The 13871-nt window shown below is 29.4% G+C and carries 13 protein-coding genes; 11 read left to right on the forward strand and 2 right to left on the reverse strand.

All coding sequences use genetic code 11. The annotated features are described in order from the left end of the window. The first annotated feature begins 159 nt into the window (after positions 1–159). Together N524_RS0110240 and N524_RS0110245 are read left to right on the forward strand one after the other, a co-directional pair. Positions 160–921 carry an ABC transporter ATP-binding protein gene (locus N524_RS0110240; protein WP_017637223.1) on the forward strand — a complete coding sequence of 254 codons (762 nt, stop codon included), beginning with the start codon at positions 160–162 and terminating at the stop codon, positions 919–921. Then, positions 911–2800: an FtsX-like permease family protein gene (locus N524_RS0110245; protein ID WP_029056430.1), complete on the forward strand. Its 1890-nt coding sequence runs from the start codon at positions 911–913 to the stop codon at positions 2798–2800. Before N524_RS0110240 ends, N524_RS0110245 begins: the two co-directional genes overlap by 11 nt. Before the next feature lie 75 nt (positions 2801–2875). On the opposite strand, the gene N524_RS0110250 is transcribed toward N524_RS0110245, so the two are convergent. Further along, positions 2876–3265 (reverse strand): DUF1398 domain-containing protein, encoded by a 390-nt coding sequence (locus N524_RS0110250; RefSeq protein ID WP_029056431.1) that lies wholly within the window; start codon positions 3263–3265, stop codon positions 2876–2878. Between the two features lie 430 nt (positions 3266–3695). Between N524_RS0110250 and N524_RS0110255 the strand changes: the two genes are divergently transcribed. Then, positions 3696–4313 (forward strand): DUF47 domain-containing protein, encoded by a 618-nt coding sequence (locus tag N524_RS0110255; protein WP_017637226.1) that lies wholly within the window; start codon positions 3696–3698, stop codon positions 4311–4313. Positions 4314–4327: 14 nt separating this feature from the next. Continuing rightward, entirely contained in the window at positions 4328–5338 is a 1011-nt protein-coding gene (locus tag N524_RS0110260) for an inorganic phosphate transporter (protein WP_017637227.1), read from the forward strand. Positions 5339–5843: 505 nt separating this feature from the next. Here N524_RS0110260 and N524_RS0110265 read toward each other — a convergent pair. Next, complete coding sequence (locus tag N524_RS0110265; RefSeq protein ID WP_029056432.1) at positions 5844–6668, reverse strand: LysM peptidoglycan-binding domain-containing protein; 825 nt, start codon at positions 6666–6668, stop codon at positions 5844–5846. A gap of 377 nt (positions 6669–7045) precedes the next feature. Here N524_RS0110265 and N524_RS0110270 point away from each other — a divergent pair, with 377 nt between their 5' ends. The 7 genes from N524_RS0110270 (at position 7046) to N524_RS0110300 (ending at position 13861) form a co-directional block, all read left to right on the forward strand. Next, positions 7046–7690 (forward strand): Bax inhibitor-1/YccA family protein, encoded by a 645-nt coding sequence (locus N524_RS0110270; protein WP_017637229.1) that lies wholly within the window; start codon positions 7046–7048, stop codon positions 7688–7690. A 281-nt stretch (positions 7691–7971) separates the two neighbouring features. After that, entirely contained in the window at positions 7972–10155 is a 2184-nt protein-coding gene (locus N524_RS0110275) for a helix-turn-helix domain-containing protein (RefSeq protein WP_029056433.1), read from the forward strand. A 112-nt stretch (positions 10156–10267) separates the two neighbouring features. Beyond that, positions 10268–10627, forward strand: coding sequence for a transcriptional regulator, SarA/Rot family (locus tag N524_RS0110280; RefSeq protein ID WP_029056434.1), 360 nt, complete (start codon positions 10268–10270; stop codon positions 10625–10627). 191 nt (positions 10628–10818) lie between these two features. Continuing rightward, complete coding sequence (locus tag N524_RS0110285) at positions 10819–11535, forward strand: YebC/PmpR family DNA-binding transcriptional regulator (RefSeq protein ID WP_026083539.1); 717 nt, start codon at positions 10819–10821, stop codon at positions 11533–11535. After that, positions 11535–12014: a cupin domain-containing protein gene (locus N524_RS0110290; RefSeq protein WP_017638416.1), complete on the forward strand. Its 480-nt coding sequence runs from the start codon at positions 11535–11537 to the stop codon at positions 12012–12014. Before N524_RS0110285 ends, N524_RS0110290 begins: the two co-directional genes overlap by 1 nt. A 302-nt stretch (positions 12015–12316) precedes the next feature. Beyond that, on the forward strand, positions 12317–12922 hold the full coding sequence (locus tag N524_RS0110295; protein WP_017638415.1) for a DUF402 domain-containing protein: 606 nt from the start codon (positions 12317–12319) through the stop codon (positions 12920–12922). 84 nt (positions 12923–13006) lie between these two features. Then, on the forward strand, positions 13007–13861 hold the full coding sequence (locus N524_RS0110300) for a LysR family transcriptional regulator (protein WP_017638414.1): 855 nt from the start codon (positions 13007–13009) through the stop codon (positions 13859–13861). Positions 13862–13871: the final 10 nt, after the last annotated feature.

The raw sequence follows: 13871 nt of genomic DNA on the forward strand, positions 1-13871 counted from the left end.
TGTAATAAGGAATCGTTATAATATAAAAGTGAAAATATAAAAGAGGTCAGGGCAAAATCCTGCTTTTGGGTCGTCGTTAATCAGTTTCCCAGAGCATTAGAACTTTATGTTTCTACCTCATTGCAATGTGATTGATCAGTGATTATTAGGAGTGTTAACGTGACAATATTAGAAGTAAATCAATTAACTAAAATATATGGAAATCAACATTCTTCTCAAGAAATACTACATGATATTAATTTGTCAGTTGATAAGGGCGAATTTATATCGATTATGGGTCCTTCAGGCTCTGGTAAGACAACGCTATTGAATGTACTTAGCTCTATAGATTATGCTACGCAAGGATCAATAAAATTAAATGGTCAAGCGTTGGATAAATTATCTAATAAAGATTTATCTAATATACGTAAAAAGGAAATAGGTTTTATTTTCCAAGATTATAATATCTTACATACATTAACAGTAAAAGAGAATATTATGTTACCGCTATCTGTTAAGAAAATACCCAAACAAGAAATGAAGGAACGTTATGAAAAAGTTGTAGAAGCTTTAAATATAAAGGATGTTAGTGATAAATATCCTTCTGAACTTTCAGGCGGTCAAATCCAAAGAACTTCTGCAGCAAGAGCGTTTATTACAAATCCTTCCATTATATTTGCTGATGAGCCAACAGGAGCGTTAGATTCAAAAAGTACGCAAGACTTATTAAAAAGATTAACTAAGATGAATGAATTATTTAATACAACAATTATTATGGTTACACATGATCCTGTAGCCGCAAGTTATTCGAATCGTGTAGTGATGTTAAAAGATGGAAGGATATTCACAGAAATATTCCAAGGTGAAGATAATAAACAGACATTTTATAATGAGATTATTAGAACACAAAGTGTGCTTGGTGGAGTGAATTATGACCTTTAAAGAAATTGTTTTTAAAAATTTCCAACAAAAATTTTCACATTATGCGATTTATTTATTTTCATTAGTAATTAGCGTAGTCCTTTATTTTAGTTTTATCACTTTAAAATATGCACATCATTTATATGGAAAACAAAATTATCCAATTATTAAAGAAGGATCGCAAATAGGTAGTTATTTTCTTTTTGTACTGATTATCGTATTTATTTTATATGCGAATCTATTGTTTTTAAAGCGACGTGGACGTGAATTTGCGTTGTTTCAAACGATTGGTCTTTCTAGATTTAATATTATGCAAATGATTATGATAGAACAGTTGCTTATATTTATAACTACTTCTATTTTAGGTATTATTATAGGAATCTTTGGATCAAAAATATTGTTAATGATTGTATTAAGATTACTTGGAATTAATATCACCGTTTCAATTATCTTTAGTGTATCGGCTATAATACAAGCACTTCTATTAATTTTAGTTGCGTACATATTGACTGTTAGTCAAAGTTATCTTTATATAAGAAGACGTTCCATTACTGAATTAGCTTCAAATATGACAAAGCGAGAAATTAATCACAATCAGTTTACTATTGGTGATTTGATTTTAGGGATACTAGGTATCATTATGATTCTGTTTGGTTATTATCTATCTACCAGAGTTGTAGAACATTTTAATGGCTTAATTCAACCATTTGTTATTCTAATTTGTACCGTCATTGGTGCATATTTCTTCTATAGAAGTACAGTTTCGTTAATTTTTAAAGCAATTAAAAAGATAAGACAAGATACTGTAAGTATTCATGATGTTATGTTTACTGCTCCAATTATGTATCGTATTAAGAAAAATGCATTTTCTCTTACAGTTATGACTATTATTTCTGCAATAACAGTATCTGTATTGTGTTTTGCAGCTATCAGTAGAGGTACGTTAACGAATGAAGTATTACTAAATTCTCCACATGATGTTACGTTAAAAGATAAAGATAAGGCTAATGAGTTAGCTTATGAGTTAAATAATAAAAATATTAAACATTTTTACAACTATAAGGAAGTTGTATACAGCAAATTATTTAAAGACAAATTGTTCGAAAAAGGGATTGCTAAACCTTATGAAGTAGCAGTAACGAGTGATAAATATATACCTAATGTTGAAGTATCTAAAGGATATACTGATATTATTGCACCTGAAGGTAAAGTCAGCGATATGATGAAATACAAAAAACATGGTGTAACCAAGTTAGGTACAAAACAACACTCGATAAAAGTTAAATTATACAAAGAAATTAATCAAATATATTTCATGAGTGATGTAGACTTAGGTGGACCAACTTTAGTTTTGAATGATAAAGACTACCAGTATTTAAGAAATCATACTGAAGCAAAAGATATTGTATCCCAATACGGTTTTGATATTAAGCATAAAAAAGATATGCCGGAATTACAAAATGCTGTTAAAAATGTGGATAAGAATATTGAAACTAGAAGTGAAGCTGCAAGTGAAATTTCAAGCTTAACAGGAGTATTATTATTTGTTACATCATTTTTAGGGGTTACTTTTTTAATTGCTGCCGGATGTATTATCTATATTAAACAAATAGATGAAACTGAAGATGAAATAGAAAATTATTCGATATTACGGAAATTAGGTTTTACTTATCAAGATATGGCAAAAGGTTTAAAACTTAAAGTATTCTTCAACTTTGCTTTACCTTTAGTGATTGCATTATTACATGCTTACTTTGCTTCTCTAGCATTTATGACATTATTAGGTTCTACAAACCAAACACCAATTTTTATTGTCATGGCAGTATATACAGCTATTTATGCTATATTTGCATTGGCAGCATATAACCATTCAAAAAGAACAATCAGGCATTCAATATAGAATATAAAAAAGGATTTCATTAACACCGTTTATAAGACGCTGTATGAAATCCTTTTTATATAATAATTAATATTGCTATTGAGGTATTTGTTCACTTACAATCGTTTGTTCATTTAAATCAATGTATGAACAAGTACCTGCATTAATATCAATATCCCATTTATATATACCAGCTTGTGCCATTTCTTCACAAAAAGTAGGGAAATCTGTATCCCCATTTTGATGACGTTTAAGTATATCTTTGACGCTACTAGAATGAGAAGACGTTGCCACATCATGTGTCGCTTTAACACCATTTGTAGTAATCGTTTGTTTCTCGGTATTAACATATGTTGATGTACCTTGTTGAATGTTAACGATGTTTGTTGTCATCCCCATATCTTTAAAAGCTTTAAATAGCTTTGGAAAATCTGGTCCAGTATATTTACTATGTGCATCTTGAATCGCTTTTAATATAAATTCCATTGTAGTCTCCTTTGGTTAAGTATTGTTATTATAAAATGGTAGGGATATAATAGCAAAATTTATGATCCATAATTAGTTCATGGAAAATAATTGAAAGTCATTATATAAAACGTTAAATTATAAAGTGGAATTGTCATTATACCCGTTTTGGGCATAATGAAGAAGGTATGTAAAATTTTAATTGCGTATTTGTTAAGAATTTGTAAATTGAATTGTAGTTATGTAAATTTTGTGATATTTTTCAAGTAGGAACAAAACGCAATTTATTTGAACGCAAACATCATTGCTTATAACTATGATTTACAAAATATTTACATAATGAAAAAGTGAATCTCCTTTTTTCTGAAAATTGTAAATGTGTTCCACATATCTTATGGAGTAAAAATTTATGAATGTGATTGGTAACAATCGCTCAAATGGAGGATTTTGAATGTTTAGTAAGAAAAAAGATAAGTTCATGGTTCAGTTAGAAGAAATGGTTTTCAATCTTGACCGTGCTGCAATCGAGTTTGGAAAAATGGATTTCAACACACACTTAGATTTAAAAGCATATTCTGACAATATCAAAACTTACGAATCTCATGGTGACGAATTAATGCATCAAGTGATTACTGATTTAAACCAGACTTTTATCACGCCAATTGAACGTGAAGATATTTTATCTTTATGTAACGCAATTGATGATGTATTAGATGCTATGGAAGAAACTTCAGGAATGTTTGAAATGTATTCAATTGAATATACAGATGAATTCATGGCTGAATTTGTTGATAATATTCAAAAAGCAGTAGCAGAAATGAAACTTGCTGTAGGTTTATTAGTAGATAAAAAATTATCTCACATGCGTATTCACTCAATTAATATTAAAGAGTTTGAAACGAACTGTGACGGTATCTTAAGACAGTCTATAAAACATATCTTCAATAGTGAGACAGATCCAATCACATTAATTAAAATAAAAGATATTTATCAAAGCATGGAAGAAATTGCAGATAAATGCCAAACAGTCGCGAATAATTTTGAAACTATAATCATGAAAAATAGCTAAGGGAGTCCTCACTTATGGAATATATTTTAATCGTCACGATAGCTATAGTTATATTTTCATTAATATTTGACTTTATCAATGGTTTCCATGATACAGCCAATGCTGTAGCTACTGCCGTATCTACCAGAGCATTAACTCCAAGAACAGCCATTTTATTAGCGGCAGTCATGAACTTTATTGGTGCGTTAACATTTACTGGGGTTGCTGGTACAATCACTAAAGATATCGTTGACCCATTTAAATTACAACATGGGTTAGTCGTTGTTTTAGCAGCTATTATCGCAGCAATTGCATGGAACTTAATTACTTGGTTATATGGTATTCCAAGTTCATCATCACACGCATTAATCGGTTCAATTGCAGGTGCAGCGATTGCATCTGAAGGATCATTTGGAGTATTACATTATCAAGGATTTACTAAAATTATTATTGTATTAATTGTGTCTCCAGTTATTGCATTTTGTGTTGGTTTTATTATGTACTCAATTGTTAAAGTAGTATTTAAAAACGCTAACTTAACACGTACTAATCGTAACTTTAGATTTCTTCAAATATTTACAGCAGCGTTACAATCATTTTCACATGGTACAAATGACGCTCAGAAATCAATGGGTATTATTACGTTAGCTTTAATCGTTGCTAATATCCAAAATGGTTCTAATGTTGAACCAGCATTATGGGTTAAAATGGCATGTGCTACAGCAATGGGTCTTGGTACTGCAATAGGTGGTTGGAAAATCATCAAAACTGTTGGTGGTAACATTATGAAAATTAGACCAGCTAATGGTGCAGCAGCTGACTTATCATCTGCCTTAACTATTTTCGTAGCATCATCATTACATTTCCCACTTTCAACAACACACGTTGTTTCTTCATCAATCTTAGGTGTTGGTGCTTCAAACCGTGCAAAAGGTGTTAGATGGAGCACAGCGCAACGTATGATAATTACTTGGGTAATAACATTACCAATTTCAGCTATATTAGCTGCGATTGTATACTTTATTATGCATTTCTTCTTAAAATAATATATAACATAGCGATATTAATCAGAAGGTTGGGATAATCATTAAAATATTTCCAACCTTCTTTTTTGTATACTTGAAAACTACCTATTGAATTAAAATAGTTGAATAGATACTTATAATTTTTAAGAGGTTAGGACAAATGGTATTAGATTTAGAGAAGAAATGAATGATGATTAAGAACTAATATTTATACTATGGGGTAGTAGTTCTTACAAAATGATTTATTCAACGTGGATATTTGTGATGTTTCTTAAATATTGTCGAATTGAGAAGTATGCTCAACTTGCGTTGCTTGCAGCATTTCTCTTTAGAATACTCTATGTTAGGTCTCTTCTAAGGAAACTACTGCTTTTGGAAAACGTTAATTTGATTTCCAAAGCATTAGAACTTTATGTATCAACTTCATAATAATTGTATATCTATTAAGATAAGACAAAAAAACTACCAGCAAAAATTAAACTTTGTTGGTAGTTTTATAAATATATATCAATATTTAAGTATTTAATTAATGAATAAATGAATAGCTTGATACTTCTGAAGCTGGAATTGTACGGTAATCTGTATTGTATGGTCCATTAGTATAATTCATTTCTGAAATTAAGATACTACCGTCACCATTAACACGTTCAACATACGCAACATGACCATAAACGCCAGGAACACTTTGCATAATAGCGCCTACTTCAGGTGAATGGTCTACCTGATAACCATCATTAGCTGCATTAGTAGCCCAGTTTTTAGCATCTGACCAGTATGTGCTGATAGGTTTACCGGCTTGAGAACGACGATCGAAGACGTACCAAGTACATTGTCCTTCAGTATATAAGTTTTGGTGATTGAAAGAAGGTGATTGTGTGCTTGTATTGCCTGTAGTAGCAGTAGCACCACCAGATCCAGCACCAGCGCCACCTGCACCTGAACCACCATTAGGAATTTTTAACGTTTGGTTTGGTGTAATTAAATAACCATTTAAGTTATTCGCTGACATTAATTCATTTACTGATACGCCATATTTATTAGCAATAATGTTTAATGATTCGCCAGATTTTACTGTATATGTTGAAGGTGAACCAGATTGTGAAGAAGTGTTTGAATTAGAGCTTTGAGAAGCACTTCCACCTACTGATATGACTTGTCCAGGGAATACCATATTATTATCTAAATTGTTATTTTGTTTTATGCTATCAACAGAAGTATTATATTTCTGAGCAATAGTCCATAATGATTCTCCTGACTGAACTTTATGTTGAGTAGAAGCTTCGGCATCGTGATGAGAAAGTGCTGCTGCTGCGCCTGAAGCGGCTGTTACTGCAAAGGCTAACTTTTTCAAAGTGACTCCTCCTTAAATTTGCTTTAATTATTAGCATAGAAATGAATGATTACTATGTATAATTGCTTTTTCGTTTTTCACTACGCTACCCATACTAACAAAAATATAGGGCTTTGTGTGGTTTGTTATTATCTTGTAATATTATTAACAATTAGAAATTGAATTATTTTTAAACAATAAATGCTGATACGACAGTTTTGAAGACGATTTTTAAATGAAAATTTTAATATAGAAGTTTGATAAATTGTAACAAAGTGTATAATTAGTATAGAATGTTGACTAATTCTATCGATTTAGTTATTGTCGCGTTTTAAAGATAATTTATAAATGTAAAATCAACGCATTAATGTAAACATTACATGAAGGAGCAAAACCATATGTCACAAACTACACAGCACACAAGTAAAACAAAAGATAAACAACGGTCACATGCATATGCAAAAGTATGGCTATTCTTTATGTATTATTGGATTATCTTCGGAATAGGATGTTATTTCGGACAATACTTACCAATGGAATGGAGAAGACCTTTATCTTTAGCCTTAATGGTCTTAGTGTTAATCACTTTAGTATTCCAACGTGCACGTAAGTATGGCATTGTCATTTCTCATATATATGCTGTTATATTAGGTCTTTTATCATATGCCATGTTCACAAGTTATTTACAAAACCTTGGTCCAGACGTATTTTATAAGAATATTATATTAGCAATTGGTGCATTTATTGCCTTTGGTATTGTTGGTTTCTTTCTAATTAATGATGCTTCTAGTATGGGACGTTATTTATTTGTCACATTATTAGCGCTTATTATTGCAAGTATTATCGGAATATTCATTCATAATCCAATTTTTCACACAGTTATTACAGTAGTAAGCTTATTATTATTTCTACTATATACACTTTATGATTTTAATAGAATGAAACGAGGACAATTCTCTCCAAGGGAAATGGGTTTCAATTTGTTTATTAACTTATTAAATATCATTAAAGATATATTAAGATTGGCAAATCGATTTCGATAAAAAAATACCATTTAAGACAAAGATGTTGACGTGATATTCATTGTTTTGATTCAAAATTATTCCTTTTTATTCTTTAATAAGAGTTATAAGGAAATAAACGTCACATCTTTTTTTATTAAATATATTTATATTGCTTTATTACTTAATCATTTATAGATATATAAACAAGTATATTTTTTGTCTGCATGTTATAATTGCGTTAAATTGTTTAGATTAAGAATTTAGAATAATAATTAAGTTTAGAAGATGTATTGGTTTTACTAGAAAAGAGAGGGAGAGTTATGCCAAATTCTTACTTGCGTATACTTTCTAATGTCGAATATCCAACGACAAGGTGCCAGGATGGTATTATTTTATTTTGGCCAATAGAAGGTGATATGCATATTCAAAAATTTCGTAAACAAAAGACGATTAATAACGAGATCTATATTATTAACAATGCTGATGTATTTAGTTTAAATACTAATGGCAAAGTGATTATGCTTTATTTAACCAGTGATTGGTTCGCTGAACAAAATTTTTCATTTTTTGATTTTCAATATACAGCCAATTTGATTAAATCTTCTAATAAACTTAAAGACTTAGTTTTACAGTTAGTACTTAGAAATATTAATGAAGACTATCGAGAGGTACTTGACGAATTAACGACTAAAATAGTTCAGATTATAGGTACAGAAGCAAAAGTTGATAAGAGTATAGCAATCGATCAATATAATTATACGTATTATAATGATTTGAAAGAAGAATTAGAATATATAGATAACCATATTGAACAAAGACTGACATTAAAAGATATTTCTACTGAACTTTTCACATCAAAATCAAATATTTCTTCCCAGTTTCATCAATTAATAGGTATGGGCTTCAAAAGATATGTTGATACTCTGAAAATTAACAAATCAATTGAGTTATTACTAACAACTAATAAAACGATTAGTCATATTAGTGACATTTTAGGATTTAGTAGTATGTCAACATTTTCAAAAATGTTCAAAGGGTACTTAGGTGTGACACCTAACGATTATCGAAAACTTTCAAAATATGATAAGAATATTATGTTTAAGATAAATATAGATACTGATGAAGATTCAGAATCTTTAAAACCTTATATTGAAAAATTAGTAGAACAACATAAGATCGAAAAATATGAAGATATACAATTAGATGAAGGAAAGATAAAGAAAGCTAAATCGTTTCAAAGCGTGATTCAAATTCAAACGATAGAAGAATTAAAATATACATTCCTTTATAACAAGTTAGATAAATTTGAATTTTCAAGAACAGAAGTTATTTTTTATATCGTGCCTACTCTTACAGAGATTTATAATGAAATGACATATGAAGACAAACGAAATATTGTAGAAATTATTATCAAAAAAGGACTGAGAGTTGCTTTTAATATTGATAGTTATAAAGTTATCGATAGTATAGGTGTTTGTTTTAGTGATGCGCAACTCAAACTTAAGAATAGTAAGCAAGACGTACCTTACCCATACGAAGTTATTTCAGTCTTTAATTTGAATGATAAAGAAATTCGTGAAATCTATAAAGATATTATTAAGTTACAGAATTTAAATATTAATCATGTCATCGGTTTAGATATATCATGTTTAATAGATGATCCAGTGATGCTTAAAGCAATAGAATCTCAAATTAAAAGACTAAAATTTGAATATCTATTTATTGATAATGCGAAACTAACTACCTCTTACTTAACAGAGGGAAATGAAAGATTATTATTAAAAAATGAAATTCAAATAAAAAATCTAAAGGCAATAATAAATGAAGTTGATTTTGTGAAAGAGAAGATGTTTTTATTAAATGTAGAAAATCATCAGTTAATTAATGATAAGCATAATGATTTAAGTAATAGTGCTCCTTTAATCATTGAAACAATATCGTCCTTAACAGAATCTTTTACAGGTTTAGGTTTCAATCTATTTCATAATCCCAATCATTTTAATGCATTGCATTTATTTGATGCAAAAGGTTTTAAGACGACATTTGGATTAATATTTAATGAAATATCTATTTTGTTTAATCGAGATTTTGTAGATGCGAGCTACTATAAGAAAGTAGAGTTAGAAGATCGATATGTATTGTATTTATACGATTGGAGAGTCATCGAAAATGAATCTGCTGACGAAGAGTACGGAGATAGCAATGTATATATCAGTTTCAATGAAATGCCAACATATAAAAACCATTTAATTTTCATAGGAAAGATAAATAGTTATAGCTGCAATCTTAATCATTTAATTTCAAAAGATTTAAGAAATAAGTATGAATGGACGAGTCAATTTTTAGATACAGTTGATTACTACTTTAAAGCTAAAATTGAAATTATTGAACATGATTTTACCCAATGTTCACTAGAAATTAACTTAGGCTATAATTCATTTTATATGATTACAATTTTCAAGGAAGAATATAAAGTGAAAAAGACATTGCACAACTCAATTTAAATTTATCGGTAATTTTGACAACAGATTAAAAACAAATAGGAAAGACAGATTTTTAGATATTTAGGATAATGTTGTTATATGTTGTCTGTTTATATTTGGGGGTGCAAGTCTTTTGAATAAAGAAAAGTTAGAAAAGTTATTTGAATTTTATAAACAATATAAAGCATTGTCTGAATATATAGATCAAAAATATAAATTGACTCTTAATGATTTAGCAGTACTAGACTTGGCAGAAAAAAATTGTCAAACAGATCAAATGTTAATGCAAACATTTTTAAAAATTGCTATTTCAGAATTAGAATTGAGTAGAACTAAATTATTAGTATCAATTCGTAAACTGATTGAAAAAGGTAAGTTAAATAAAGTCAGATCGACAGAAGATGAAAGAAAAATATATTTATATATGAACCAAGACAACATGAAAGAATTTAATGCTTTATTCGATGATGTTGAAGAATATTTAAATATTTAGAATTCTACATATAAGTTAGTTCCTAATTGATAGGAGCTAATTTTTTTTATGCTTTATTTTACTTTGTACTTTATGAACGGTGAGGTTTATTCTTAATGATATATTGATACAATGTAAGAGGTATATTAACGACTAAAAATCATGTATAATATAGAATGTTAATTATAGAGAATGAAAGCGAGATGACCATAATGGGACGTAAGTGGAATAATATTAAAGAAAAAAAGGCTCAAAAAGATAAAAATACAAGTAGAATATATGCCAAATTCGGTAAAGAAATATATGTGGCAGCTAAATCAGGTGAACCCAATCCTGAATCTAACCAAGCCTTACGTTTAGTATTAGAACGTGCTAAAACATATTCAGTACCTAATCACATCATTGATAAAGCAATAGATAAAGCTAAAGGTGCTGGAGAAGAAAACTATGATCAGTTAAGATATGAAGGTTTTGGTCCTAGTGGTTCAATGATTATTGTTGATGCGCTTACAAATAATGTGAATAGAACTGCTTCAGACGTACGAGCTGCTTTTGGTAAAAATGGCGGTAATATGGGTGTATCTGGATCAGTAGCATATATGTTTGACCATACTGCTACTTTCGGTATTGAAGGTAAATCAGCAGACGAAGTATTAGAAGAATTAATGGAACAAGATGTTGATGTTAGAGATGTCATTGATGATGATGGTTTAACAATTGTTTATGCGGAACCAGATCAATTTGCTCAAGTTCAAGATGCATTACGTCAATCTGGTGTTGAAGATTTCAAAGTTGCTGAGTTTGAAATGTTACCTCAAACAGATATTGAATTATCACCAGAAGACCAAGAAACTTTTGAAAAACTTGTAGATGCATTGGAAGACTTGGAAGATGTTCAAAATGTATTCCATAATGTGGATTTAAAATAATGAAAAACGCACAGTATTGGATTGATTCGTTGAATTTAACCCCTCATCCAGAAGGTGGTTATTTCAAAGAAAGTATACGTCAACCATCAACAGAGACAAATAGAGCTGCATTTAGCAGTATATACTTTTTGTTAACACCCAATGATATTTCACATTTCCATCGTATAGATGCAGATGAGGTTTGGTATTATCATGATGGTCAATCATTAACGATTCATATGATTACACCTGATGGTAAATATGAATCTGTGCAGTTAGGACCTAATATAGAAGATGGTGAGGTAATGCAATATACAGTTCCAAAAAGAACAATATTCGCATCTTCACTTGAACATGATGAAGGATTTTGTTTAGTAGGTTGTATGTGTCAGCCGGCATTTGAATATGAACAATTTGAGTTGTTTGAAAGAAATGAATTAAATCAAATGTATCCTGAACATCAAACTGTAATAGATAAATATGCATTAAAACATAAATAATTAAATAATTGCATTCAGCATACCTATGTGAAATAGATTAGTTCACATAGGTATCTTTTTTTATACTTTTAATTAACAAAATATTGTAAATATGAATAATGTAAAATTGATATTTATGTGTAATCATTATATATATTAGGATTCATATTAAATTAAATCATAGTAATTTAGTCGTTTTAAAGTAAATTTTCTCGATATGTAGTAGAATATAGTTAAATGAATTCACGAAAATATGACCTAATTTAGCATATGATGACATAATAGAACCATTTTTATATAATGAAAACAAGGAGTTGGTGACTGTGAAAGTAAAATATATAGACAAACGTCACTGGCGTCGCCTGATCGAGAGAGAATATACAGAGGTTAAAGTTAATAATAATAGATTTAAAGGTATTATAGGCTTGGTCACGATGAAGAAAGTACGTGAACCTTTAGAGGTGACGGTAGTTGGTCAAAATATAATAGTCGCAGATGATAATTATAAATGGTTACAAATATTACCGGAAAAAAAGAGATATAGTTTAACCGTTATGTTTGATGATAAGGGGAATCCATTAGAATACTATTTTGATATCAATATTAAAAATATTACTCAAAAAGGAAATGCACGTACTCTAGATTTATGCTTAGATGTATTGGTATTACCTGATGGTTCATACGAGTTAGTTGATGAAGATGATTTATTATTTGCATTACAAAATGGGCAAATTAGCCAAAAACAATATCATGAAGCATATATTATTGCACATCAATTAATGATTGAAATAGTTGAAAACTTTGATGATGTTCAAAGTAAAGTTATGAAATGTTATCACAAAATAAATCAAAAATATAAGAAAAATAAACACAATCATCCATTTAAAAATAAAAAGCCACAGCGAGTTAAACAACACGATAAAAAATAAGAATGATTTTCTCAAACAAAATAAATATAACAAACATCATTGATTATAGGATTTTACGGAAACGGTATATTTTAGGGGGACACTATGAAAATTGATGATTATCGTTTATTAATAACATTAGACGAAACAAAAACATTACGTAAAGCAGCAGAAATATTATATATTTCACAGCCAGCTGTCACACAACGGTTAAAAGCAATTGAAAGTTCATTTGGTGTAGACGTTTTTATTAGAACGAAAAAGCAACTCATAACAACAACTGAAGGTGCAATGATTATTGAACATGCACGCGATATGTTAAAGAGAGAGCGTTTATTCTTTGATAAAATGCAGGCGCATATTGGGGAAGTTAACGGAACGATCTCTATTGGTTGTTCTTCTTTAATAGGTCAAACACTATTACCAGAAGTATTAAGCTTATATAATACTCAATTTCCTAATGTTGAAATTCAGGTACAAGTTGGGTCTACTGAACAAATTAAGGCAAATCATAGAGACTATCACGTCATGATTACTAGAGGAAACAAAGTCATGAATTTATCCAACACACACTTATTTAATGACGATCATTATTTTATCTATCCTAAAGATAGACGTGAAGAGGTTGGAAAGTTGCCTTTTATAGAATTTCAAGCTGACCCAATTTATATAAATCAAATTAAACAATGGTATAACGATAATTTAGAACAAGACTATCATGCGACCATTACCGTTGACCAAGTTGCCACTTGTAAAGAAATGCTAATTAGTGGTGTGGGTGTAACTATATTACCTGAAATAATGATGAAAAATATTGATAAAAATATGTTTGGATTTGAAAAAGTGACGATTGATAATGATCCACTTATTCGTTCGACTTATATGAGTTATGATCAAAGCATGTTACAGTTACCACAAGTAGATTCATTTGTCAATTTAATGTTGAACTTTATACGTTAAATAAGATGAG

Origin of the sequence: Staphylococcus sp. URHA0057 (genome assembly GCF_000620265.1) — a bacterium.
Lineage (GTDB): Bacteria > Bacillota > Bacilli > Staphylococcales > Staphylococcaceae > Staphylococcus > Staphylococcus pasteuri.